This window comes from Aeromonas sp. ASNIH5, assembly GCF_002902865.1.
Taxonomy (GTDB): Bacteria; Pseudomonadota; Gammaproteobacteria; order Enterobacterales; family Aeromonadaceae; genus Aeromonas; species Aeromonas caviae.
In genome coordinates this window covers 864,490-889,907 of the sequence record NZ_CP026122.1, presented here as the reverse complement: position 1 = coordinate 889,907, position 25,418 = coordinate 864,490, and the positions used below count along the sequence as shown (strand labels likewise).

Below are 25,418 nucleotides of genomic sequence, written 5' to 3'. Positions count from 1 at the left end.
ATGGCTGGTGGCCCCCTTGCCGGGATGCTTGGCCTGGATACCTGGTCTGGATACGTGGGCGGGATAAATACGGCACGGGCCATCTGCGGGGCTATCGAGGCGCGTTGAACCCGTTTTTTGCCCACAATCATCCCCATATCCATCTGTTTTTCAGATGGGTGATGACTCAATATATCGCATTGGTGGATGGATTCGGCGGTAAAATGGTGCTGCCAGGAGGGCGAACCGAGGCATCGGGAGGCAAGAAGGCGGGCCGGGGGCGAGATGCCGCCCCTTGCCAGCAACGAAACGGGAGCCCTGGGGCTCCCGTTGTTGTAGGCGGCTGGTCGCGCCCTGCTGACGTCATGCTTCCCCTCAGGGGGTGGCATGGCGGGCGAGATCCGCCAGCAGGCCGTCCACCAGTTTGAGGCGCATGGCCCTGTCCTGGGTCGGTACCTGGAAGCGCAGCCGGGTCGGCCCGTCCATCTTGTAGATGCGCGGCTGCTCCGAGAGCAGCTTGACCAGATAGGCCGGGTTGACGCGGGTTTCCTGGGTAAAGTCCAGATAGCCGCCGCGCTCGCTCATCTCCACCCGGCGAATGCCCAGCGCCGTGGCGCGCTGGCGGAAGGCGGCCAGCTCCATCAGCGTCTTGGTCGGCTCCGGCAAGAGACCGAAGCGATCGATGAGCTCCACTTTGAGCTCCCGCAGCTCCTGCTCGTCCGCCGCACTGGCGATGCGCTTGTACATGGAGAGGCGCATGTTGACGTCCGGGATGTAGTCGTCCGGGAGCAAGGCGGGCAGGCGCAGCTCTACCTCGGTGTGCTGGCTCATGAGCTGCTCCAGCGACGGCTCCTTGCCATGTTTGAGCGCCTCCACCGCCTGCTCCAGCATCTCCATGTAGAGGGTGAAGCCCACCGATTCAATCTGGCCGCTCTGATCGTCGCCCAGCAGCTCACCCGCGCCCCGGATCTCCAGATCGTGGGTGGCGAGCGCAAAGCCGGCACCGAGATCTTCGAGGGACGCGATGGCCTCCAGCCGCTTGGCCGCATCCTTGGTCATCAGCTTGGGATGGGGGGTGAGCAGGTAGGCATAGGCCTGGTGGTGGGAGCGACCGACCCGGCCCCGCAGCTGGTGCAGCTGGGCGAGACCAAGATGATCCGCCCGGTCCATGATGATGGTGTTGGCGCTCGGGACGTCGATGCCGGTCTCGATGATGGTGGTGCAGACCAGCAGGTTGAAGCGCTGGTGGTAGAAGTCCGACATCACCCGCTCGAGCTCCCGCTCGCGCATCTGGCCGTGGGCGATGCCGATGCGCGCCTCCGGCACCAGCTCGGCAAGATCGGCGGCGCACTTCTCGATGCTCTCCACGTCGTTGTGCAGGTAGTAGACCTGGCCGCCGCGCTTCAATTCCCGCAGTACCGCCTCGCGCACCACCGCAGGTTCGTGCTGGCGCACGAAGGTCTTGATGGCGAGGCGCTTGGCGGGCGGGGTGGCGATGATGGAGAGATCCCGCATGCCGGACATGGCCATGTTGAGGGTGCGGGGAATGGGGGTCGCGGTGAGGGTGAGGATATCCACGTCGGCGCGCAGCGCCTTGATCTTCTCCTTCTGGCGCACCCCGAAGCGGTGCTCCTCGTCGACGATGAGCAGGCCCAGATCCTTGAAGGTGAGCTCGGCGCCCAGCAGCTTGTGGGTGCCGATGATGATGTCGACCTTGCCCTCGGCCATCTCCTTCATCACGGCGCTCTGCTCCTTGGCGGAGCGGAAGCGGCTCAGCACTTCCACCCGCACCGGCCAGTTGGCGAATCGGTCGCGGAAGTTGTCGTAGTGCTGCTGGGCGAGCAGGGTGGTGGGCACCAGCACGGCCACCTGCTTGCCGCCGTGCACGGCCACAAACGCCGCCCGCATCGCCACTTCTGTCTTGCCAAAGCCCACATCGCCGCACACCAGCCGATCCATGCTCTTGGCCTGGCACATGTCGCCGAGCACAGCGTTGATGGCATTGAGCTGATCCTCGGTCTCCTCGAACGGGAAGCTCGCGGCAAACTGGCGGTAGGCCTCCCGGTCGTGTTTGAAGGCAAAACCGTGACGGGCTGCCCGCATGGCATAGACATCCAGCAGCTCGGCCGCCACGTCCCGCACCTTTTCCGCCGCCTTGCGCCGCGCCTTGACCCAGGCCTCGCCGCCGAGCTTGTGGCTGGGCGGGTTGTCGGAGCCGGTGTAGCGGCTGATCAGGTGCAAACTGGTGACCGGCACGAACAGCTTGTCGCCGCCGGCGTATTCCAGGGTCAGAAACTCGGTGGGCAGGCCGCCTGCGTCTATGGTCTCGAGCCCCAGGTAGCGACCGACCCCGTGATCCAGGTGCACCACAGGCTGGCCCTGAGTCAGCTCGCCCAGGTTTCGGATCACCGCATCCGAGCTCAGGTTCTTGTTCTTGTCCCGCTGGCGCTTGCTGCGGATCTTGCCGCCGAGCAGCTCGGCTTCGGTGATGAGGGCAAGGGGCGTCTGGCCGGGCTCTTGCAGCAGGAAGCCCCGCTCCAGGGGACAGACCAGCAGCCCGTGGCGCGCATCGCTCACCAGGAAGGCGTCGAGGGAAGCAAACTCCCGGGGTTGCAGGTTGATCCGTGCGAGCAGATCCCCGAGCCCCTCGCGCCGCCCCTCGGACTCCACCGCAAACAGGGTGCGCCCGGCAAAGCCTTGCAGGAAGCCGTCAAGGGCCTGCAGGGGTTGCTCCTTGCTGTGGTCGAGCTGCAGATCCGGCAGGGGGGCGAGGGGCAGATCCTGCTGACCCGCTCCGCCGTCAACGGTCGCCTCCTGCAGACGCACGGCGCCATAGTCCCCGAGGGCGGCGAAGAGCTGCTCCACCGACAGATAGATCTGCTGGGGCGGCAGCAGGGGACGGGTGTTGTCCCAGCGTCTGTCTTCATAGCGCTGGCCGATGTCGTTCCAGAAGCGCTGGGCCGCGGGGTAGATCTCCCCCACGGTGAGCAGCAGGGTGTTTTCGGGCAGGTAATCAAACAGGCTGGCGGTCTGCTGGAAGAAGAGCGGCAGGTAGTATTCAATGCCGGCGGGCCAGCGCCCCTTGCTCACCTCCTGATAGACGGAGCCCTCGGCGCGGGAGATCTCGAACTGTTCGCGATACTGGCCACGAAACAGCTCGATGGCCCCCTCGTCGGTGGGAAATTCCCGTGCGGGCAGGAGGCTCACCGACTTCACCGGCTCGCTGGAGCGCTGGGTCTCGGGGTCGAACGGGCGGATGGAGTCCACCTCGTCGTCGAAAAAATCAATGCGATAGGGGCGGCTGCTCCCCATGGGGAAGAGATCCAGCAGGGAGCCGCGGGCGGCGAATTCGCCGTGCTCCAGCACCTGTTCCACCGCCACGTAGCCCGCCTCCGCCAGACGCCCGCGCAGCTGCTGCAGGTTGAGGCGCTGGCCGCTTGTGACCATCAGGCTGTATTTGTCGAGATAAGCCTGGGGCGCCGTGCGCAGCATCAGGGTGGAGATGGGCACGATGAGCACGCCGTGGCGCATCTGCGGCAACTGGTAGAGGGTCTCGAGGCGCTGGGAGATGATGTCCTGGTGGGGAGAGAAGCTGTCGTAGGGCAGGGTCTCCCAGTCCGGGAACAGCAGCACCGGGCAATCCTGATCCGCCAGCAGGAACCCCAGTTCCTGTTCAAGGCGCAGGGCGCTCGGGGTATCGGCGGTGACCAGCAGGACGGGTCTTCGGGCTTCCCGGGTGAGGCGGGCGGCAACCAGAGCCAGGCTGCTGCCGACCAGCTGGCCGAACGTTGTCTTCTGGCCCGCTTTGGCGGGCAAGGCGGGGAGGGTCATTGGCATCATCGGAGTCTTTTACTGTTGGCGTTCTTTTGACATGGACCTGGGTTAGCGCTGACGTTCCTGGGCACGCAGCTTGAGCTGTTTCGACTGCACATGCAGGCTGGCGCGCACCAGCAGCTCCCGGTCATCCTCGCGGATGCGCACGTAGTCGAGCACCACGTGGGTGCCATGCTCTCCGGCGTCCCGCTGCACGACCTCGCCGTAGCAGTAGACGGCGGAGGCCTCTTCCCGCAGGAAGATCTTGAGCCGCACGATCTGGTGCAGGACGGGGGCCTTCCCGTGCCCCTGGTGGGGGTGCAGGTAGGTGAGCTGCCCGGCGCCAAAGCGCAGGGTGTGGAAGCGGTGCTCGGGGTGATCCTGGGCCGCCAGCACATAGCCCATGATCATGTCGATCTTGCGGGACTGCTGATTGATGATCTCCACCAGATCGTGCATGGACTCGTTCTGGCTGCGCAGCAACCGGCTGCTCACCAGATCGATGGAGGTGATGGCGGAGGCGATGCGAAACGGCTCGGGCAACTCGGCCTCCAGGGCCTCCAGCGTCGGCAGACGAAAGTCGGCCGGCATGGGGATCACATTGACCGGCGTGGCATGGGTGACGCTGAAGAACTGTTCCTGCATGGAGGCTATCCCTTGTTGTCATAGACGGTTTCCCTTTATTATCCGGTATCTTATTTCGTTGGCAACGTAGATATCCTTGAAGACCGGACTTTTTCAGCCACTGTCGCTGGCCATCGGCCTGCGTTATGCAGGCTCGCGACGCAGTAACCGCTTCGTCTCCTTTATCTCCCTGTTCTCCACCTTTGGCATCGCCATCGGGGTCGCCGCCCTGATGGTGGTGATCTCGGTGATGAACGGGTTCGAAGGCCAGCTCAAGGGGCGCATCCTCGGGGTGATCCCCCATGTGGTGGTGACCAATCAGGCCGGACGCATCGAGGCCGAGCCCGAAGGTCTGCTCGATCTGGCCGGCTTGCCCCACGTGGTGGCCACGGCCCCCATGCTCGACAGCGAAGGCATGCTGCAAAGCCCGGGTCAACTCACCGGCGTGAGCGTGCAGGGGATCGATCCCGCCCGCTGGCCCAAGGATGACATCCTGCACGCCCAGATGCTGGGAGGGCGCCTTGACAGCCTGCAGGCCGGTGAATACCACATCGTGCTGGGGCAGGGGGTGGCCAGCCGACTCAAGGTCTCTATCGGCGACCAGGTGCGTCTCATTCTGACCGAAGGTACCCGCTTTACCCCCTTTGGCCGGGTGCCGGCCCAGCGTCTTTTCACCGTCTCCGGCATCTTCGGGGTCGGCGCCGACGTGGACAGCCAGGTGGCCCTGATTGCCCTCGGGGATGCCCAGCGCATGCTGCGCCTGCCCGCAGACAAGGTGGGCGGCATCCGCCTCTGGCTGGACGATCCCTTCGCCGCCGACGAGGTGGTGAAGACCGCGTTGCCGGACGGGCTGGAGTGGCAGGACTGGCGCCGCGAGCGCGGCGAGCTGTTCCAGGCGGTGGCCATGGAAAAACGGATGATGGGGCTGATGCTGGTGCTGATCATCGCGGTCGCCACCTTCAACATCCTCTCCGCCCTGGTGATGGTGGTCACCGACAAGGAAGGGGAGGTGGCCATCCTGCGTACCATGGGCATGAGCGAATCCGGCATCGTCAAGATCTTCATGGTGCTGGGGGCGTCGAGCGGCGTCATCGGCGCCCTGTTCGGGGGGCTGGCGGGGCTGGCGCTCTGCTTCGGCCTCAATCCTCTGCTCAATGCCCTTGGGCTCAACCTCTATATGGCGGCGGGGGGCAGCGGTCTGCCGGTCATCGTCGAGCCGGCCCAGGTCATGACCATCCTGCTGGGTGCCGTGCTGCTGAGTTTCAGTGCCACCCTTTACCCGGCCTCCCGCGCGGCCCGGGTCAAACCGGCGGAGGCGCTGCGTTATGAATAATTCATCTTCTGTTGTTACTGGTGCAAGTGGAGCCCCCGTTATGAATCAATCCGTCTCCTGCGAGCCGCTGCTGCGCTGCCAGGCCCTCAATCATGTCTACAAAGAGGGCAATCTGGAGACCCAGGTACTCAAGGGGATCGAGCTGGACGTCGCCCCCGGGGAGATGCTGGCGGTGGTGGGGAGCTCGGGCTCCGGCAAGACCACCCTGCTGCACCTGATGGGGGCGCTGGACAACCCTTCCAGCGGCGCCGTGCTGTTCAAGGGGCAGGACATCCATGGCTGGGACAGCCGCACCCAGGCGAGGTTTCGCAACCAGGAGCTGGGTTTCGTTTACCAGTTCCACCACCTGCTCTCGGAATTCAGCGCGCTGGAAAATGCGGCCATGCCGCTGCTGATCGCCGGTGAGTCGGTGGCCAGCGCCACCGAGAAGGCGAGCAAGATGCTGGGGCGGGTGGGGCTCTCCCACCGTCTCAACCACAGACCGTCCGAGCTCTCCGGTGGTGAGCGCCAGCGGGTGGCCATCGCCCGTGCCCTGGTCAACGAACCCAGCCTGGTGCTGGCGGACGAGCCCACCGGCAACCTGGATCATGCCAGCGCCACCGCCGTCTATGAGCTCTTGTGCGAGCTCAACCGCGAGCTTGGCACCGCGTTCGTGGTGGTGACCCATGACTTGAGCCTGGCCGCCAAGCTCCACCGCCGGGTCACCCTGGTGAGCGGCATCATGGCGGAGGTCGCCTGATGTTCAAGCCGCTGCCCCTGTTCCTGGGCCTGCGTTACAGCCGCTCCCGCCGCCGCAACGGCTTCATCGCCTTCATTTCGGCCTCCTCCCTCATCGGGATCGCCCTCGGGGTGATGGCCCTCATTCTTGGCCTCTCCGCCATGAACGGGTTCGAGCGGGAGCTCAAGAACCGGGTGCTCTCCGTGGTCCCCCACGGCGAGCTCATCGGCATGGAAGCGCCGCTGCCTGACTGGCCGCGGCTCAGGGACTACCTGCTGGCCCAGCCCGGGGTGGAGGCGGCTGCCCCCGTCATTCGCCTGGACGGCCTGCTGGAGCACGGCTCCGCCCTCAAGGGGGTCCAGCTGCGTGCGGTGCTGCCGGAGCTGGAAGCCAATCTCTCCGATGCGGGCAACTTCATGACGGGTCGGGGCCTTCGCGAGCTGCAGGCGGGTGAACACGGGGTCATCCTCGGCAAGATCATCGCCGACAAGCTGGGGGTCAAGACAGGGGACACCGTCACCCTGCTGCTGCCCCAGGCGGGTGATGCCGCCGGCATCAAGAACCCGAAACGGGAGGTGCTCACCGTGGTAGGACTGCTCGAGATCGGCGGCCAGCTCGACGGCCTGCTCGGCTTCATGCACCTGGCGGACGCCCAGGCCATCACCGGCATGGGCAGCGCGGTGGAGGGGTTCAGCCTCAAGGTGAGCGACGTGCTCAAGGCCCAGTCCATCACGGTGGCGGCGGCCCAGAAATTCCCACACTACGTCTATATCAGCAGCTGGATGAGCCGTCAGGGTTATCTCTATCAGGACATCCAGATGGTGCGCACCGTGATGTACGTGGTGATGCTGATGGTGGTGGCGGTGGCCTGCTTCAACATCGTCTCTACCCTGGTGATGGCGGTGAACGAGAAGCGCAGCGAGATCGCTATCTTGAAGACCATGGGGGCGAGCCCGGGCCAGATCCGGCTTACCTTCGTCATCCAGGGGATGGTGAACGGGGTGGCGGGAGCCTTGCTAGGCGCCCTGCTGGGCGGCCTGCTCTCCAGCAAGCTGACCCAGATCCTGAGCGCCATCGAAGGGGTGATCGGGCACCGTTTCCTCAATCCGGACATCTACTTCATCGACTTCCTGCCGACCGAGCTGCACATGCAGGACTTGCTCATCGTGACCGGCGCCGCCATCCTGATGAGCCTGGTGGCGACCCTCTATCCCGCCTGGCGGGCGAGCGGCCTGGTGCCGTCCCGGGAACTGGGGCATTGATGCCCATGGATGTGATAAAGGGCCCTGCGGGGCCCTTTTTATTGTCACTCGTTTGTGGGGAAACCCCCGAAGTGGCGGTTATCGGGGCAATACGCAGGAGGAGATGATGCCTGGTGCCGTGTTGATGGCATCAATGGGCATTCAACTCATCGAGAGGCAGTGAAAAACTCCCCACGAAGACATCGATGAAGTAGCGCATGGCGGGGTTCATCCTGGCGTCCAGCATCTGCTCGAGGCGCTTTCGCGCGGGCTCGAACTCCCGGTTGCCGACGCTCAGCTCCTCCAGACACTTGGTGTAGGCGCAGAGGGTGTCTGCATCCTTCACCAGGCTGGTGAGGGCCTCGTCCTGGGCGCCGGAGTCGAGCAGGGGGCGAAAGTCCTCGACCAGCTCAGGCGGCAACATCCCCAGCAGGCGCTGCTCGGCGGCAAGCTCAATCTTCTTGTATTCGCGGGCGATTTCGGGATTGAAGTACTTGACCGGGGTGGGCAGATCCCCGGTCAGCACCTCGCTGCTGTCGTGGTAGAGGGCCATGACGGCGGCCCGGTCTGCATCCACCTGAGCGCCGAACAGACGATTGCTGATAAGACCGAGGGCGTGGGCCACCATGGCGACCTGCAGGCTGTGCTCGGCGATGTTTTCGGGCTGGATGTTGCGCATCAGGGGCCAGCGGTAGATGAGGCGCATACGGGCGAGGTTGGCAAAAAAATGGCTGGGCAGCATGGAAGACCTCGAATGGGGCAATGAAAAAGGGCAGACCCTAGTCTGCCCTTTTTTCCACCCGCAAGGATAGCCTGAGATGGGCCGTCAGCGGATGTAGCGGCCCGATTCGGCCTCGTGGTTGGTCACTATCATCTGGCCGATGGGGGCCAGGCTGATGAGGGCCAGCTTGAGGTGCTGGATGCCGAACGGGATGCCGACGATGGTGACGAAACAGGCCAGCGCCGAGGCGATGTGGCCGATGGCCAGCCAGACCCCGATGAGCACAAACCAGAGAATGTTGCCAATCAGCCCCAGGGCGCCGGTGCCGATGTCGCTCTGGCCCGTCATGCTCTTGCGGCTCACCGCCTGCTTGCCAAACGGGAAGAAGGTGAAAGTGCCGATGACGAAGCAGGCGCGTCCCCAGGGGATCCCGATGAGGGAGATGAAGCAGAGCAGCCCCGCCAGCCACCAGGCCAGCCCCATGAAGACGCCTCCCAGCACGAACCAGAGCAGATTGAACAAGAAGCGGAAAAAGGACATGTGGGTGACTCCAGCAGCACGTGAATTGGCTGTCACCATAGCGAGCCCTGCCGGGGGACGCAATGGCACAGGCGAGAAGGTGGACAATTTGGGTCGCAGCACGCCATTTTTGTGCCTGATTGGCGGCGGATGGCGATCAAAATGGCCCGTTCGCCGTGAAAAAGAGTGAGCCAGTGCAAATTATTGCGGATGGAATGCTTGAACTCGGTGCAAGGCTTCCCCATATAGGAGAAAGTCTTGCGCAAATTGTGCTGTCTGTGCCCCGGATGGGGGATGTGCGGCTCGACGCGACCACTGCACGCCGCTATAATGTCGCGTCATATTTTCTCATCACAAAGACAGTCGTTGTCTTTATAAACAGGAAGACTCCGGGCTTGCCCGGGGGCAATAAAGGGTCAGCACGCAGTGCTGAGTTGAACGAGGTAAAAGAATGCAAGTTTCTGTAGAGACAACCCAGGGTCTGGAACGCCGTCTTACCATCACTGTACCGGCCGCTACCGTTGACGCCGCCGTGCGCAAAGAATTGAATGGCCTGGCCAAAACCCGTCGCATCGACGGTTTCCGTCCTGGCAAGGCTCCGGTTGCCATCATCAAGAAGATGTTCGGTGCCATGGCTCACGCCCGTGTTGCCGATGAAATGATGCAGAACAACTTCATCAAGGCCATCATCGAGAACAAACTGAGCCCGGCTGGCGCCCCGACCATGGATCCGAAAGAGATCAAAGAAGGTCAGGATTTCGAATTCACCGCCACTTTCGAAGTGTATCCGGAGTTCGAAGTTGCCGGTCTGGAGAGCATCAAGGTCGAGAAGCCGGTTGCCACCGTGAAGGACAGCGACCTGGAAAACATGATCGACACCCTGCGCAAGCAGCACGCCACCTGGACTGAAGCCGCTGTGGCTGCCGCCAACGGCATGCGTGTGACCATGGACTTCGTCGGTTCCATCGACGGTGAAGAGTTCGACGGTGGCAAGGCTGAAGGCTTCACCCTGGAACTGGGCGCTGGCCGCATGATCCCGGGCTTCGAAGACGCCATCCTGGGTAAGAAAGCGGGCGACGAGTTCACCATCGAGGTGACTTTCCCGGCTGACTACCACGCCGAAGCCCTGAAGGGCAAGGCTGCCAAGTTTGCCTCCAAGCTGCACAAGGTTGAAGAGCAAGTGCTGCCCGAGCTGACCGAAGAGTTCGTCAAGCGTTTCGGCATCGAGAGCGGCAGCGTTGAAGAGCTGAAGGCAGAAGTGCGCAAGAACATGGAGCGCGAACTGGCCCAGGCCCTGAAAAACAGCGTGAAAGAGCAGGTACTGAACGGCCTGGTTGAAGCCAACCAGATCGATCTGCCGAAGGCTGCCGTTGCCCAGGAAATCGACACCCTGCGTCAGCAGGCTCTGCAGCGCTTCGGTGGCTTCCAGGGCGGCAACGCCCCCGAGCTGCCGGCCGAGCTGTTCCAGGCCCAGGCCGAGCGCCGTGTCCGCGTTGGTCTGCTGCTGGGTGACGTCATCCGCACCAACGAGATCAAGGCTGACGACGCCCGTGTGACCAGCATCATCGAGTCCATGGCCACTGCCTACGAAGATCCGAAAGAAGTGATCGAGTACTATCAGCAGAACGAGCAGATGCTGAACGGCGTGCGCAACCTGGCCATTGAAGATCAAGCCATCGATCTGATCCTGTCCAAGGCGCAAGTCACCGAGAAAGAAGTTGCCTTCGACGAAGTGATCAACAAGTCCGGTGCCGCTGCCTAAGAACATTTGACTTAAGGTCAAAACTGTTAAGTATAATGGCTCGTGTGATCTCCACTCGGGCCATTTTATTTTAGGGACAATGCCTTATGTACAAGAACTATAACGATGTGACTGAATCCCCACGCAATGCGCTCATCCCGATGGTGGTAGAGCAAACCGCGAAAGGGGAGCGTTCCTACGACATCTATTCCCGTCTGCTGAAAGAGCGGGTGATCTTCCTGACCGGTCAGGTCGAGGATCACATGGCGAACCTGGTGGTGGCCCAGCTGCTGTTCCTGGAGTCCGAGAACCCGGATCAGGACATCAGCATCTACATCAACTCGCCGGGTGGCGCCGTCACTGCGGGTATGTCCATCTATGACACCATGCAGTTCATCAAGCCGGACGTGAGCACCGTCTGCATGGGGCAGGCCTGCTCCATGGGGGCCTTCCTGCTGGCCGGTGGCGCCAAGGGCAAGCGTTTCTGCCTGCCCAATGCCCGAGTGATGATCCACCAGCCGCTGGGCGGCTTCCAGGGGCAGGCTTCTGACATCCAGATCCATGCCCAGGAGATCCTGAAAATCAAGAATACCCTGAACGATCGTCTGGCGTTCCATACCGGTCAGGACATGGCCACCATCGAGCGCGACACCGACCGTGACAACTTCATGTCCGCCGAGCAGGCCGTTGCCTATGGTCTGGTTGACGGCATCCTGAGCCAGCGCGGCTGAGCAGGGTACCCCGTCCTGTTGTAAACTCAACAGGACGATCCATCCTCTATTGATAAAACGAGGTCGCTGAATGACAGAGAAACGCAAGGGTGAGGGCGACAAGCTGCTGTATTGCTCTTTCTGCGGCAAAAGCCAGCATGAAGTGCGCAAGCTGATCGCTGGCCCTTCCGTCTACGTATGTGATGAGTGTGTCGAGCTGTGCAACGACATCATCCGCGAGGAGATCCGCGAGATCTCTCCCAAGCGCGATGGTAGCGAGCTGCCGACCCCTCATGAAATCCGCGCCCATCTGGACGACTACGTGATCGGTCAGGAGTACGCCAAGAAGGTGCTGGCAGTGGCTGTCTACAACCACTACAAGCGTCTTCGCAGCGGCAGCGAGTCCGGTGGCGTGGAGCTGGGCAAATCCAACATCCTGCTGATTGGCCCCACCGGCAGCGGCAAGACCCTGCTGGCCGAGACCCTGGCTCGTCTGCTGGATGTGCCCTTCACCATGGCCGATGCCACCACCCTGACCGAAGCCGGTTATGTGGGCGAGGACGTGGAGAACATCATCCAGAAGTTGCTGCAAAAGTGCGACTACGACGTGGAGAAGGCCCAGCGCGGTATCGTCTACATCGACGAGATCGACAAGATCTCCCGCAAGTCGGACAACCCCTCCATCACCCGCGACGTGTCCGGGGAAGGGGTGCAGCAGGCCCTGCTGAAACTGATCGAAGGCACCATCGCCTCCGTGCCGCCCCAGGGCGGTCGCAAGCACCCGCAGCAGGAGTTTTTGCAGGTCGATACCTCCAAGATCCTCTTCATCTGTGGTGGTGCCTTCGCGGGGCTGGACAAGGTGATCGAGCAGCGTTCCGTCAAGGGCACCGGCATCGGTTTTGGCGCCGAGGTGAAATCCAAGAATGCCAAGGCAACCCTGAGCGAGAACTTTGCCAAGGTGGAGCCGGAAGATCTCATCAAGTACGGTCTTATCCCCGAGTTCATCGGCCGTCTGCCGGTGGTCGCGACCCTGACCGAGCTTGACGAGGCGGCCCTCATCCAGATCCTGAAAGAGCCGAAAAACGCGCTGACCAAGCAGTATGCCGCGCTGTTCGCCCTAGAAGAGGTGGAGCTGGAGTTTCGTGACGACGCGCTCAATGCCATTGCCCGCAAGGCCATGGAGCGCAAAACCGGTGCCCGGGGTCTGCGTTCCATTGTCGAGGCCGTGCTGCTCGACACCATGTATGACCTGCCCTCCCTGAAAGGGGTCAGCAAGGTGGTGATCGACGAGACGGTGATCAAGGGAGACTCCGCGCCTCTGATGATCTACGACAATCCCGAGACTCAGGCCGCAGCCTCAGAGTAACTGTCTGATTTTTAATCACATAAAGGGGCTTTTTGCCCCTTTCATGCTTTTTACGGCCAAGGCGATTGAATCTCATCTTTGCGCCCCCATATACTCAGCCAAGCCTTTGCCAACGGTATAACAAGCCGAGAGGACATATATGAACCTAGAGCGTTCAGAACGCATCGAGATTCCCGTCCTGCCTCTTCGTGACGTGGTGGTCTATCCCCACATGGTCATTCCACTCTTTGTGGGGCGGGAAAAATCCATTCGCTGTCTGGAAGCGGCCATGGAGCAGGACAAGAAAGTCCTGCTGGTGGCCCAGAAGGATGCGTCGACTGACGAACCGACGGTGGAGGAAATTTTCTCCGTCGGGACAGTGGCCAATATTCTGCAGATGCTCAAGCTGCCGGACGGCACCGTCAAGGTGCTGGTGGAAGGGGGACAGCGTGCCCGTCTTGAGCGGATGATCGACGATCGCGACTTTTTTGTCGGGGAGGCCCAGTACATCGCGTCCGCCCCCATCGAGGAGAAGGATCAGGATGTGCTGGTGCGCTCCGCCATCGGCCAGTTTGAAGGCTACATCAAGCTCAACAAGAAGATCCCGCCCGAGGTGCTGACCTCGATCTCGGCGATCGACGATGCGGCGCGCCTGGCTGATACCATGGCTGCCCACATGCCGCTCAAGCTCGAAGACAAGCAGAAGGTGCTGGAAATCGCCTCCGTGTCGGAGCGCATCGAGTTTCTGATGGCCATGATGGAGTCGGAGATCGACCTCTTGCAGGTCGAGAAGCGCATCCGCTCCCGGGTCAAGAAGCAGATGGAGAAGAGCCAGCGGGAGTACTATCTCAACGAGCAGATGAAGGCCATCCAGAAAGAGCTGGGTGAGCTGGAAGACAGCCCGGACGAATTCGAAGCCCTCAATCGCAAGATTGACGAGGCGGGGATGCCGGAGGATGCGCGCGAGAAGGCCCTGGCCGAGCTTGCCAAGCTGAAGATGATGTCCCCCATGTCCGCCGAAGCCACAGTGGTGCGCAGCTATGTGGACTGGATGGTGCAGGTGCCGTGGAAGGCCCGCTCCAAGGTCAAGAAGGATCTCGCCAAGGCACAAGAGGTGCTGGATTCGGATCACTATGGCCTGGACAAGGTCAAGGATCGCATCCTCGAGTACCTGGCGGTACAGGCGCGGGTGAACAAGCTCAAGGGCCCCATCCTCTGCCTGGTCGGGCCTCCCGGTGTGGGCAAGACCTCGCTCGGTCAGTCCATCGCCAAGGCGACCGGTCGCAAGTACGTGCGCATGGCCCTGGGTGGGGTGCGTGACGAGGCGGAGATCCGCGGTCACCGCCGCACCTATATCGGCTCCATGCCCGGCAAGCTCATCCAGAAGATGGCGAAGGTCGGCGTGAAGAACCCGCTGTTCCTGCTCGACGAAATCGACAAGATGAGCTCGGACATGCGCGGCGATCCCGCTTCCGCCCTGCTGGAAGTGCTGGATCCCGAGCAGAACAGCAGCTTCAACGATCACTATCTGGAAGTGGATTATGACCTGTCGGACGTGATGTTCGTGGCTACCTCCAACTCCATGAACATCCCGGGTCCGCTGCTGGACCGGATGGAAGTGATCCGTCTGTCCGGTTATACCGAGGACGAGAAGCTCAACATTGCCAAGCAGCACCTGGTGGCCAAGCAGATCCAGCGCAACGGCCTGAAGCCTTCCGAGATCACCATCGAGGATTCGGCGCTGATCGGGGTGATTCGCTACTACACCCGCGAGGCGGGTGTGCGCAGCCTGGAGCGTGAAATCTCAAAAATCTGTCGCAAGGCAGTCAAACGCATCCTGCTGGACAAGAGCATCAAGCATGTTCAGGTCAACCAGGAGAACCTCAAGGAGTTCCTGGGGGTACAGCGCTTTGACTATGGCAAGGCCACCGACCAGAACCAGATTGGTCAGGTGTGCGGGCTGGCGTGGACCGAAGTGGGGGGCGATCTGCTCACCATCGAGACCACCAACATGCCGGGCAAGGGCAAGCTCACTTACACCGGTTCCCTCGGTGACGTGATGCAGGAGTCCATCCAGGCGGCCATGACGGTGGTGCGGGCCCGTGCCGAGAAGCTGCGTATCAACGGCGACTTCTACGAGAAGCGCGACATCCACGTGCACGTGCCGGAAGGGGCGACCCCGAAAGACGGCCCGAGCGCCGGTATCGCCATGTGTACCGCCCTGGTCTCCAGCCTCACCGGCAACCCGGTGCGTGCCGACGTGGCGATGACGGGTGAAATCACCCTGCGTGGCGAGGTGCTGCCCATCGGTGGTCTCAAGGAGAAACTGCTGGCGGCCCACCGTGGTGGCATCAAGCGTGTGCTGATCCCGAAAGAGAACGAACGTGACCTCGAGGAGATCCCGGCCAACGTCAAACAAGATCTTGAAATCTATCCGGTTCGCTGGATTGATGAGGTGCTTGCACTGGCGTTGCAGGACAATCCGCAAGGTTTCGAACGCGTTTCTGTCGTGTAAATGTTGATGCGCCGCAAATTTGGCGCATTCGGGGGGTGGTTAAGGCTTGCATGCACCGGACAACGGAAGTAGCCTTGACCACCGATCGGGTACTCATGATGAGTCGCAATGCGTGATGTGGCGCGGGTTTGCGCCAGATTGTCACTTGCAACTGATCAGGAGGCTTGTTATAAAACCTCCACTTGTTGTGGCCAGGGAAATCAGCGCCGCAGCGATGTTCGATAAAAGGGGAATATAAGAGTGAATAAATCTCAACTGATTGACAAGATTGCAGACGGTGCTGATATCTCCAAAGCTGCCGCTGGCCGTGCGCTGGATGCCTTCATCGATGCCGTGGGCGAAGCCCTGAAAGAGGGTGACCAGGTTGCTCTGGTTGGTTTCGGTACTTTCGCCGTTCGCGAGCGTGCAGCCCGTTCCGGCCGCAACCCGCAAACTGGTGCGACCATTGAAATCGCTGCCGGTAAAGTTCCTGCCTTCAAAGCCGGCAAGGCCCTGAAAGACGCGGTCAACTAAGCCGGTCGCTGATATCTATCGGCACCGTCCTTGGTCTCTGACCAGACAAGTGAGAGGGCTCTCCCTCATACTGCTTGACCAAGGCGCATCGCAATCGGTGCGCCTTTTCATTATTTACGCCCATCGAGTTCGGGAGCATAAGTACAAACATGATGTTGGATAAACTACGCGAAGGGGCGCAGGGCAAGGTAGCCAAGGTTATCTTGGGCCTGATCATCCTCTCCTTTGCCTTGGCCGGCGTAGGCAGCTACCTCAATGGCCCGGCACGTACCGCCCCCGCCACCGTCAACGGCAATGACATCAGTGCCCCCGCACTGGAGAATGCCTACCGCAATGAGCGGGCCCGCATGGAATCCCAAATGGGTGAGGCCTTCAACCAGCTGGCCGCCAATCCCGATTACATGAAACAGTTCCGCCGTGGCGTGCTGGACCGTCTGATCGATCAGGCGCTGATCGATGACAAGGCCCGCTCCCTGGGTCTGCGCGTCAGCGATGAGCAGATCAAGCAGGCCATCGTCGCCATGCCCGAGTTTGCCGAGAACGGCAAGTTCAGCAATGACCGCTACCTGCAGCTCATTCGCCGTGCCGGCATGACCCCCGAGATGTTCCGCGACTCCCTGCGCCAGGATATGGTGCGCCAGCAATTGATGGGCGCCGTGCTGGGATCGGAGTTCGCCCTCAAGGGGGAAGCCGAGCAACTGGATCGCCTCTACAACCAGACCCGTGACCTGCGCCTGATCCGTCTGGCCGCTTCCGCCTATGTGGACGGGATCGAGGTGAGCGATGCCGAGGTGGAGCAGTTCTACAAGGCCAACAGCGCTCGCTTCATGAACGACGAGACGGTCAATGTCGACTATCTGCTGCTCGATGCCGCGAACCTTGGTAAGAACATCAAGGTCACCGAGCAGGATGCCCAGGATTACTACGACCAGCATCAGGATCTGTTCCAGCGTCCCGAGCGCCGTCAGGTGGCGCACATCCTGATCCCGTTTGGCAAGGATGAAAAGGCCGCCGAGCAGAAAGCCGAGGCCGTGCTGGCCAAGGCCAAGGCAGGTGACGATTTCGCCGCGCTGGCCAAGGCCGACTCCTCCGATACCTTCTCCGCGAAGAAGGGCGGGGAGCTCGACTGGTTCGAGAAGGGGGTGATGGATCCTGCCTTTGAGAAAGCCGCGTTCGCGCTGGCCAAGGCTGGCGATCTCTCCGCCGTGGTGAAGAGCCCGTTCGGCTTCCACATTATCAAGCTGCTGGCCGTCGAACCGGCCAAGACCAAGCCCTTCGTGGACGTGATGAGCGATACCATCGCCCGTCTGCAGTCTGAGAAGGCCAAGGAGCAGTTCTTCGCCGAGCAGCAGAAGATGGCCGACAGCAGCTTCGAGAACCCGGACTCCCTGGACTTGACCGCCGAAGCCATGGGCCTCCAGGTGCAGTCCACCGGCTATTTCAGCCAGGCCGATGCGCCGGCACCCCTCAATGATCCCAAGGTGCTCTCCGTGGCGTTCTCCGAACAGCTGCGCGATGACAACACCAACTCCGACGTGATCGAGCTGGCCGACGGCAAGGCGCTGGTGCTGCACATCATGGGTCACCAGCCGAAGGCGGCCAAGCCGCTTGCCGAGGTGAAAGAGCAGGTGATCACCGCCATCAAGCACGACAAGGCCAGTGAAGTGGCCCGTGGCAAGGCCCAGGGTCTGCTGGACAAGCTCAAGGCCGGTGAGAACGTTCAGGCCGACCTGACCGCGCTGGGTCTGAAAGTGGATACCCATACCGGTGTATCCCGTTTCGCCCAGGAGATGGACCAGAACCTGGTGACCCAGGCGTTCCGCATGCCCCATCCGACCGATGGCAAGCCGAGCGTCGAGCTGGTGACCGAAGCCAACGGTGATCGTGTGGTGGTGGCGCTGGACAAGGTCAACGTCATCAAGGAGCCGTCCCAGATGGTGAGCCTGCTGCAAGGTCAGCTGGGTCAGGGCAAGGCACAGGCCGACTACAAGTCGCTGATCGACGAGCTGCGCAAGGCGGCCAAGATCGAATACTTCACCGACGTGGAAGCCACTGTCGAGTAAGTCAGCCTCACGGCCCCAAGTGTGAAAACGGCTCCATGATGGAGCCGTTTTTTTGTGCCATCGACAGCCCGGCAGAGCGGGCGGGCGCAGGAGGGAAGGGCCAGGCACGGGCTTGTGCTGCCTATCCTGGCTGGGGATGAGCGGGACAGGTGTATGACAGCGCGCTGTACTCTTGCTCTCCCTATCCCCAATCCTTCTCTTGCTGTGGGGCGTGATCAAGGAGGCATAAAAAAACCGGCGCACGAGGCGCCGGTTCTGATCGCTTTGCTTGAAAGCGGAGGATTACACCACACCCTGGGTGCGCAGGTAATCCTCGTAGGTGCCGCCGAAGTCGCGGATGCCGTCTTCGGTCAGTTCCAGGATGCGGGTCGCCAGGGAGGAGACGAACTCGCGGTCGTGGGAGACGAAGATCAGGGTGCCCTTGTACATCTCCAGCGCCAGGTTCAAGGATTCGATGGATTCCATGTCCAGGTGGTTGGTCGGTTCGTCCATGATCAGGATGTTGGGGCGCTGCATCATCAGCTTGCCGAACAGCATGCGGCCCTGTTCACCACCGGAGAGCACCTTGACCGGCTTCTTGATGTCGTCCTGGGAGAAGAGCAGACGACCCAGCACGGAGCGCACCGCCTGCTCGTCTTCGTTCTCCTGCTTCCACTGTGCCATCCAGTCGAACACATTGAGATCGGTGTCGAAATCTTCGGCGTGATCCTGGGCGTAGTAGCCGATCTGGGCGTTCTCGGACCACTTGATGGTGCCGGTATCCGGTGCCAGGGCACCGACCAGCGTCTTGATCAGGGTGGACTTACCGATCCCGTTGGTACCCAGGATGGCGACCTTCTCGCCCACTTCCAGCATCATGTTGAGCCCCTTGAACAGGGGACCGTCGCCATAACCCTTGGAGACGCCTTCGATCTCCAGGATGTTGCGGTAGAGCTTCTTGTCCTGCTCGAAGCGGATGAAGGGGTTCTGACGGCTGGAGACCTTCACTTCCTCAATCTTGATCTTGTCGATCTGCTTGAGGCGGGAGGTAGCCTGGCTGGACTTGGAGGCGTTGGCGCTGAAGCGGGAGACGAAGGATTGCAGATCGGCGATCTGGGCCTTCTTCTTGGCGTTGTCGGCCAGCAGGCGCTCGCGGGCCTGGGTGGCAGCCAGCATGTACTCGTCGTAGTTGCCCGGGTAGACCCGCAGCTCGCCGTAGTCCAGATCCGCCATGTGGGTGCAGACGGAGTTCAGGAAGTGACGGTCGTGAGAGATGATGATCATGGTGCTTTCACGATCGTTGAGCACCTGCTCCAGCCAGCGAATGGTGTTGATGTCCAGGTTGTTGGTCGGTTCGTCCAGCAACAGGATGTCGGGGTTGGAGAAGAGCGCCTGCGCCAGCAGTACCCGCAGTTTCCAGCCCGGGGCCACTTCGCTCATCGGGCCGTTGTGCTGCTCGATGGGAATACCGGCACCCAGCAGCAGCTCGCCTGCGCGGGATTCGGCGGTATAGCCATCATACTCGGCGACCAGGCCTTCCAGCTCGGCGGCCTTCATGTAGTCGTCGTCGGTGGCTTCCAGGTTGGCGTAGATGGCATCGCGCTCGGCGATGGCGGCCCACAGCTCGGTGTGGCCCATCATGACCACGTCCAGTACGCGCATCTCTTCGTAGGCGAACTGATCCTGGCGCAGCTTACCGATGCGCTCGTTGACATCCAGGCTCACATTGCCGCCGGTGGGTTCGAGATCGCCGCCGAGGATCTTCATGAAGGTGGACTTGCCACAGCCGTTGGCACCGATGAGGCCGTAGCGGTTGCCGCCGCCAAACTTGACGCTGATGTTCTCAAACAGCGGCTTGGCGCCGAACTGCATGGTGATGTTGTTGCTTGAAAGCACTGGAATGTCCCGGTTGGTCTGTCAAATGGCGCGCATTATGGCACAGATCCCCCGAAAGTTTTAGCAGGAACTGTGATCTGGCCCCATTGCAGAGGGGAAGGTTTCACGACCAGGCCAGCAACGGGCTCCGGCCTCTCTTGCAGAGGGGAGGCGAGGGGGCGGTCATGAAAAAAGCCGGCACTGGGCCGGCTTGGATGCGTGGGATGCCACTTAGTGGGCGGAGGCGCCGGAGGCACCGAGCCCGGTCTGGGAGCGGACGAACTGCGGGAAGAACTTCGCATGCTCGTCGGAGGCTGCCTGGGACTTGTCGGTGACCGAGAAGAACCAGATCCCGATGAAGGCCAGCCCCATGGAGAAGAGCGCCGGGTATTCGTAGGGGAAGATGGCCTGGGCATGACCCAGCACCTTCACCCAGACGGTGGGGCCCAGGATCATCAGGGTCACGGCGCTGATGAGACCGAGCCAGCCGCCATAGACGGCGCCACGGGTGGTCAGGCGGGACCAGAACATGGAGAGGAAGAGCACCGGGAAGTTGCAGCTCGCCGCGATGGAGAACGCCAGGCCCACCATGAAGGCGATGTTCTGCTTCTCGAACAGGATGCCAAGGCCGATGGCGACCACACCCAGTACCAGGGTGGTCATCTTGGAGACGCGCAGCTCGTCGGCCTCGTTGGCCTTGCCTTCCTTGATGACGCAGGCATAGAGGTCGTGAGAGACCGCGGAGGCCCCCGCCAGGGTCAGCCCGGCCACGACCGCCAGTATGGTGGCAAACGCCACGGCGGAGATGAAGCCCAGGAACAGGCTGCCGCCCACCGCATCGGCCAGATGGACCGCCGCCATGTTGGTGCCCCCCAGCAGGGCGCCGGTGGCGTCCTTGAAGTCCGGGTTGGTGCTGACCAGCAGGATGGCGCCAAAGCCGATGATGAAGGTGAGGATGTAGAAGTACCCGATGAAGCCGGTGGCATAGAACACCGATTTACGGGCTTCCTTGGCATCGCTCACGGTGAAGAAGCGCATCAGGATGTGGGGCAGACCTGCGGTACCGAACATCAGGGCCAGCCCAAGGGAGATGGCGGAGATGGGGTCGGCGACCAGGCCCCCCGGGCTCATGATGGCCGCACCATTGGCATGCACCTTGACCGCTTCGCTGAACAGGGTACCGACGTCGAAGTTGACGGACTTCATCACCATGATGGCCATGAAGGAGGCACCGGAGAGCAGCATCACCGCCTTGATGATCTGTACCCAGGTGGTGGCCAGCATGCCGCCGAACAGCACGTAGAGCACCATCAGGATGCCGACCAGCACCACGGCCACGTGGTATTGGAGGCCGAACAGCAGCTCGATGAGCTTGCCGGCACCGACCATCTGGGCGATGAGGTAGAGGGCGACCACCACCAGGGAGCCGCTGGCGGAGAGGCTGCGCACCGAGGTCTGCTTGAGGCGGTAGGAGGCCACGTCGGCAAAGGTGTACTTGCCGAGGTTGCGCAGCCGCTCCGCGATCAGGAACAGGATGATGGGCCAGCCCACCAGGAAGCCGATGGAGTAGATGAGACCGTCATATCCCGAGGTGTAGACCAAGGCGGAGATGCCGAGGAAGGAGGCGGCGGACATGTAGTCACCGGCGATGGCCAGACCATTCTGGAAGCCGGTGATGCGCCCGCCGGCGGCGTAGTAGTCGGAGGCCGAGCGGTTGCGCTTGGAGGCCCAGTAGGTGATGAACAGGGTCGCGGCCACGAAGATCACGAACATCACGATGGCCGAGATATTGAGGGGTTGGCGTTGCACCTCGCCGCTGATGGCGTCGGCCGCCAGCAAGGGGGTGGAGATCAGACCTGCCAGCGGCAGCAGAAACTTGCCTTTCATGATTGCGCTCCCTTGAGGATCTTCTGGTTCAGCTCGTCGAACTCGCCGTTGGCACGAAATACGTAGATACCGGTCAGCACGAAGGCCGATACGATGAGACCAATCCCGACCGGGATGCCACGGGTGATGCTGGAGCCTTCGCTCAAGGGGGTGCCAAGCCAGCCCGGTGCAAAGGCGATGAGCAGGATGAACGCCAGGTAGAGCCCCAGCATCAGGATGGAGAGGGTCCAGGCAAAACGCTGGCGTTTGGCGACCAGTGCCTGGAAGTTGGGATCTTGCTGGATCCGAAGATACGGTTGCTGTTCCATTGCAGTTCTCCATGACAGTGAATGTCAGCGGTGGATGAGGGGTTCCCTACCGGACAGCACGGCTGTCCATGTAAGCAAAATGTGAATTAAATGTTATTTCCGAACAATTAGACTTTGGGATAAGCCAGCGGGCCGCCCTGATGCAGGCGTACAAAGACAAGGGCGGCGGTGACGGCATCGCTCAGGGCGTCGTGGGGGGGCAGGGCTGGCAGCGCCAGATGGCGACAGATCGCGGCCAGGTGCAGATCGATGGCGGCGTCGGGATAGCGGCGATAGAGGTGATCGTGATAGAGGCGGCTCACCTCGATGCCGCGCTGGGGCAGGGTGAGCCCCCACAGCCGTTGGCAGGCGAGGTTGAGAATGCGCAGGTCATAGGCGATGTGATACCCCACCAGCTCACGGGAGCCGATGAACTCCAGCAGCGCGCGCAGCGCGGGCTCCAGTGCCATTCCCTGTTGCAGATCCTGATGGCGCAGGCCGTGGATCACCACGGACCCGGCGCTCAGGCTGGCGGGAGCCTGGACCCGGATGGCAAGGGCATCGCCCGTTTCTATCCGGTTGCCCCGGATGCGCACCGCCCCGATGGAGACGATCTCCGCCAGCGCCGGATCCAGGCTGGTGGTCTCGAAGTCCAGCGCCACCCACTCGTCGCCAGCAGGGCGGGCAAAGAGCGGGGCAAACACCCCCTCCCGAAACGTCCTGCCAAGCCAGCGGCGGCGCCAGTGCATCCACATCGCTATTGCCTAAGACGAAAGTGCAAGGTGAGCCATTGCTGGAACTTCTTCACCTGGTGCAGGGCATGGCGCAGCAGATCCCGCTCTGCGGGGCCGAGGTCTGCCACCCGCACCCGTCCGTCTCCCTCCTGCAACTGGCTGCGCAGCCGAAGCCGCATGAACAGCCGGAAGGCCTCCGCCAGATTGGTGCCATAGTCCCGGCTGAGGCGTCCCTGGCCCACCAGGGCCTCGATGCGTCCTGTGGTCGAGGTCTCCAGGATCCCCGCCTCCAGGGAGAGTACCCGGACGCCGTGGACAAGGGGGAAGAGGCCGCCCCGCTTGAGATCCAGCCCCTCGGGGGCTTGCTCCAGCCTGCCAAAGAGGGTGAGGGGGGCGTGAAAGGCGACGGCGGCCCTTGCCATCTCCGCCAGCAGATCCGGCCGGTCGGCGAGGCAGGCCCGCAGGTGGCGGGCGACGGGGGCGAGCCGGGCGCGATCTCCCGTGATGGCCTGGGCATCGGCCAGGGTGGCGAGCCAGAGCAGATCCGCTTCGCTGGCGCGCACACAGGCCTGCTCTATCCCTTGCAGCCAGCCGCCAAGCGGCTTCACCCAGGCCGGGTTGTTGACCATCACCCTGCCCGGGCAAGGGGGATAACCCAGGCGCGCCAGCAGGGCGCTGAAGGCGGCCAGATCCGCCGACTGGGTGGGCCACGGCAGGCCATCCGGCAGGATCAGGGCATTGTCCTGATCGGTTTTCTGGATCTGTTCGCCACGCCCCTCCGACCCCAGCATCAGCAGGCACACCTGCTCTTGCTGCGCCGCGGGGATCACCAGGGAAAAGGCCTTGGCGATCAACTGCTCGTTGATGGTGGCGATGAGCTTCATCAGGAACAGGGTGTGGATCCCCTGGGCAAACAGGGAGCGAATGAGTTGCTGCTGCTCCCGGGCGACCGCCTCGAGGGCGGCCGGGGAGTCGGCGCGGGCGATGCGCAGGGTCAGCACATGGGAGTGAGTGGAGAAGAGCCCGAGCACCTGGGTCAGATGCAGGATGCCTGCCACCTCCTGCCCCTGCCAGATGACCAGGCGCTTGATGCGGTGGCGGGTCATCAGCAGCAGGGCATCGAACAGATAGCTCCCCAGTGGCAGACCCGTCAGCGGGGTGGGGGTCAGCACCGCCAGCGGCGCACTGAGCGGCAATCCCTTGAGGGTGAGGGCGTGGAGCAGGGTCTTGCGGGTGGCCAGGCTCAGGCTGCCCTCTGCTCCGGGATAGAGCAGGCAGTCGGTGCCCCTGGCCACCATGGCCTCGGTGGCGGCCAGGAGTGAGAGGCTGCTTTCCACGATGAGCGGCGCCTGCAGATGGTCGGGAGCGATGCGGGTCAGGATGAACTCTGCCAGGTTCTGCTGTCCGAGCTGGCCGCGGCGCTCCTGCTCCCGCTGGCGCTCCGCCAGGGTGGCGGTGAAGTAGCGGGCGATATGGGGGTGCGCGTCGCACAGGGCCAGAAAGACGGGGCGGGGAATGAGCTGGCAGAGGGTATCTTCCAGGGCGGCGAAACGGTGGCGGCAGTGCCCGTCAAACTGGGCACGGACGTCGAACATGTCCCCCTCGCCATAGTCCCCAAAGGATTGATGGGGGGCCGACTCTTCCACGGCCCCCTTGATGATGAGGTAGAGCCCGGCGGGCTCCTCCCCGGCGTGCTGCACCGTCTGGCCCGCGCGAAAGTAGCAGATGCTGAGGTGCTGACCGAGCCGCTGGCGTGCCTCCTCGTCCAGGCCGTCGAACGGTGGACGGGCAAAATTGAACAGAAGTGACATGACAGGCTCCACCGTGACCATGGGGCCAGTCTGACAAAGGCTCCACCACCGGGCCAGCCGACTTTAGTCGCAGGCCCGGGGCGGCCTCCCTGTACCTGCCCATAACACTCTGGTAACGTTGTGGTATGACCAGTTGAATCAAAGGACGAAGACGGAGATGGAAAAGCCAAGGGTCAAATGGGTGTTTCAGGAGGGGATCGCCGAGGTGATGCTCTGCCGGGGGGACAAGCTCAACGCGCTGGATCGGGCCATGTTCGACACCATCGACGAGACGCTGAACGCAGTATCCCGGCAAAAAGGGTTGCGGGCCGTGATCCTGCACGGGGAGGGGCGGGCGTTCTGCGCCGGGCTGGATGTGAAATCCATGCTGAGGCAGCCGGTGGCGGCGCTGGAGATCCTCAAGCGCGAGGCGGACGAGGCGACCAACCTGGCCCAGCGGGTGGCCTATGGCTGGCATCAACTGCCGGTGCCCGTGATTGCGGTGACCCAGGGGGTCTGTTTTGGCGGCGGTCTGCAGATAGCGCTCGGCGCCGATTTTCGCTTCAGCACCCCGGATTGCCGCTTCTCGGTGATGGAGATCAAGTGGGGCATCATCCCCGACATGAGCGGCAGTGTCACCCTGCGCAACCTGATGGGGATGGATACCGCCATGGAGCTTGCCATGAGCGGGCGCGAGCTCGAAGCCAGCGAAGCCAAGTCCCTCGGCCTGGTGAGCCGGGTGTGCGCGGATCCCCTGGAAGAGGCGCGGGCCTTTGCCCGGACCCTGATCACCAAGTCGCCGGATGCGCTGGCGGGGATCAAGCAGCTCTACACCCAGGCCTGGGCTCGCAGTGACGAGACCATGCTCAAGGAAGAGACCCGGTTGCAGAGGCAGATCCTGGGGCGCCCCAACCAGTGGCGGGCGACCCTCAACAGCCTGCTTCGCTGGCGCCTGCCATTCGGACCGCGCCGCAACGCGCTTTGAACCCCTCACCCATCCAACACAAATGAAAATGGCAGCCGAAGCTGCC

At 62.4% G+C, this 25,418-nt stretch carries 19 protein-coding genes; 10 read left to right on the top strand and 9 right to left on the bottom strand.

Annotation, left to right across the window (positions count from 1 at the left end; genetic code table 11):
• Positions 1 to 354: 354 nt before the first annotated feature.
• Positions 355 to 3,819 (bottom strand): transcription-repair coupling factor, encoded by a 3,465-nt coding sequence (gene mfd, locus C2U30_RS03965; protein ID WP_103243214.1) that lies wholly within the window; start codon positions 3,817 to 3,819, stop codon positions 355 to 357.
• Positions 3,820 to 3,861: 42 nt separating this feature from the next.
• Positions 3,862 to 4,437 (bottom strand): PilZ domain-containing protein, encoded by a 576-nt coding sequence (locus C2U30_RS03960; protein WP_103243213.1) that lies wholly within the window; start codon positions 4,435 to 4,437, stop codon positions 3,862 to 3,864.
• Between the two features lie 76 nt (positions 4,438 to 4,513).
• Here C2U30_RS03960 and C2U30_RS03955 point away from each other — a divergent pair, with 76 nt between their 5' ends.
• Genes C2U30_RS03955 through lolE form a run of 3 tightly spaced genes read left to right on the top strand, consistent with a single transcriptional unit; the run spans position 4,514 to position 7,729 of the window.
• Entirely contained in the window at positions 4,514 to 5,749 is a 1,236-nt protein-coding gene (locus tag C2U30_RS03955; protein WP_045524771.1) for a lipoprotein-releasing ABC transporter permease subunit, read from the top strand.
• A 40-nt stretch (positions 5,750 to 5,789) separates the two neighbouring features.
• Positions 5,790 to 6,488, top strand: a complete 699-nt coding sequence (gene lolD / locus C2U30_RS03950; protein ID WP_010674567.1) for a lipoprotein-releasing ABC transporter ATP-binding protein LolD — start codon at positions 5,790 to 5,792, stop codon at positions 6,486 to 6,488.
• Positions 6,488 to 7,729 (top strand): lipoprotein-releasing ABC transporter permease subunit LolE, encoded by a 1,242-nt coding sequence (gene lolE / locus C2U30_RS03945; protein ID WP_103243212.1) that lies wholly within the window; start codon positions 6,488 to 6,490, stop codon positions 7,727 to 7,729. The genes lolD and lolE overlap by 1 nt, the downstream gene beginning before the upstream one ends.
• Positions 7,730 to 7,859: 130 nt before the next feature.
• Here the strand turns inward: lolE and yfbR are convergent, their stop codons facing one another.
• Together yfbR and C2U30_RS03935 are read right to left on the bottom strand one after the other, a co-directional pair.
• Positions 7,860 to 8,450 (bottom strand): 5'-deoxynucleotidase, encoded by a 591-nt coding sequence (gene yfbR / locus C2U30_RS03940; RefSeq protein WP_010674569.1) that lies wholly within the window; start codon positions 8,448 to 8,450, stop codon positions 7,860 to 7,862.
• Between the two features lie 84 nt (positions 8,451 to 8,534).
• Entirely contained in the window at positions 8,535 to 8,969 is a 435-nt protein-coding gene (locus C2U30_RS03935) for a YccF domain-containing protein (RefSeq protein ID WP_042016081.1), read from the bottom strand.
• A 430-nt stretch (positions 8,970 to 9,399) separates the two neighbouring features.
• Here C2U30_RS03935 and tig point away from each other — a divergent pair, with 430 nt between their 5' ends.
• The 6 genes from tig to ppiD all read left to right on the top strand — a co-directional run bounded on the left by tig (position 9,400) and on the right by ppiD (position 17,835).
• Positions 9,400 to 10,710: a trigger factor gene (gene tig, locus C2U30_RS03925; RefSeq protein ID WP_010674572.1), complete on the top strand. Its 1,311-nt coding sequence runs from the start codon at positions 9,400 to 9,402 to the stop codon at positions 10,708 to 10,710.
• An 86-nt stretch (positions 10,711 to 10,796) separates the two neighbouring features.
• On the top strand, positions 10,797 to 11,420 hold the full coding sequence (gene clpP / locus C2U30_RS03920) for an ATP-dependent Clp endopeptidase proteolytic subunit ClpP (RefSeq protein WP_005324106.1): 624 nt from the start codon (positions 10,797 to 10,799) through the stop codon (positions 11,418 to 11,420).
• 70 nt (positions 11,421 to 11,490) lie between these two features.
• Positions 11,491 to 12,765, top strand: a complete 1,275-nt coding sequence (gene clpX, locus C2U30_RS03915; RefSeq protein WP_010674573.1) for an ATP-dependent protease ATP-binding subunit ClpX — start codon at positions 11,491 to 11,493, stop codon at positions 12,763 to 12,765.
• A 139-nt stretch (positions 12,766 to 12,904) separates the two neighbouring features.
• Positions 12,905 to 15,259 carry an endopeptidase La gene (lon, locus tag C2U30_RS03910; RefSeq protein ID WP_103243211.1) on the top strand — a complete coding sequence of 785 codons (2,355 nt, stop codon included), beginning with the start codon at positions 12,905 to 12,907 and terminating at the stop codon, positions 15,257 to 15,259.
• Between the two features lie 240 nt (positions 15,260 to 15,499).
• Positions 15,500 to 15,772, top strand: coding sequence for a nucleoid-associated protein HU-beta (hupB, locus tag C2U30_RS03905; protein WP_005315375.1), 273 nt, complete (start codon positions 15,500 to 15,502; stop codon positions 15,770 to 15,772).
• 149 nt (positions 15,773 to 15,921) lie between these two features.
• On the top strand, positions 15,922 to 17,835 hold the full coding sequence (gene ppiD, locus C2U30_RS03900) for a peptidylprolyl isomerase (RefSeq protein WP_199767338.1): 1,914 nt from the start codon (positions 15,922 to 15,924) through the stop codon (positions 17,833 to 17,835).
• Positions 17,836 to 18,117: 282 nt separating this feature from the next.
• On the opposite strand, the gene C2U30_RS03895 is transcribed toward ppiD, so the two are convergent.
• The 5 genes from C2U30_RS03895 to C2U30_RS03875 all read right to left on the bottom strand — a co-directional run bounded on the left by C2U30_RS03895 (position 18,118) and on the right by C2U30_RS03875 (position 24,408).
• On the bottom strand, positions 18,118 to 19,710 hold the full coding sequence (locus C2U30_RS03895) for an ABC-F family ATPase (RefSeq protein ID WP_010674576.1): 1,593 nt from the start codon (positions 19,708 to 19,710) through the stop codon (positions 18,118 to 18,120).
• A gap of 210 nt (positions 19,711 to 19,920) precedes the next feature.
• Positions 19,921 to 21,576 (bottom strand): cation acetate symporter, encoded by a 1,656-nt coding sequence (locus C2U30_RS03890; RefSeq protein WP_010674577.1) that lies wholly within the window; start codon positions 21,574 to 21,576, stop codon positions 19,921 to 19,923.
• Complete coding sequence (locus C2U30_RS03885; protein ID WP_039039049.1) at positions 21,573 to 21,884, bottom strand: DUF485 domain-containing protein; 312 nt, start codon at positions 21,882 to 21,884, stop codon at positions 21,573 to 21,575. Before C2U30_RS03885 ends, C2U30_RS03890 begins: the two co-directional genes overlap by 4 nt.
• A 107-nt stretch (positions 21,885 to 21,991) precedes the next feature.
• Complete coding sequence (locus C2U30_RS03880; protein ID WP_103243210.1) at positions 21,992 to 22,618, bottom strand: 3'-5' exonuclease; 627 nt, start codon at positions 22,616 to 22,618, stop codon at positions 21,992 to 21,994.
• Between the two features lie 2 nt (positions 22,619 to 22,620).
• A complete protein-coding gene (locus C2U30_RS03875) occupies positions 22,621 to 24,408 on the bottom strand; it encodes a putative nucleotidyltransferase substrate binding domain-containing protein (RefSeq protein ID WP_103243209.1) in 1,788 nt (595 codons plus the stop codon).
• Positions 24,409 to 24,565: 157 nt separating this feature from the next.
• On the opposite strand from C2U30_RS03875, the gene C2U30_RS03870 reads away from it, so the two are divergent.
• Positions 24,566 to 25,372: a crotonase/enoyl-CoA hydratase family protein gene (locus C2U30_RS03870; RefSeq protein WP_103243208.1), complete on the top strand. Its 807-nt coding sequence runs from the start codon at positions 24,566 to 24,568 to the stop codon at positions 25,370 to 25,372.
• Positions 25,373 to 25,418: the final 46 nt, after the last annotated feature.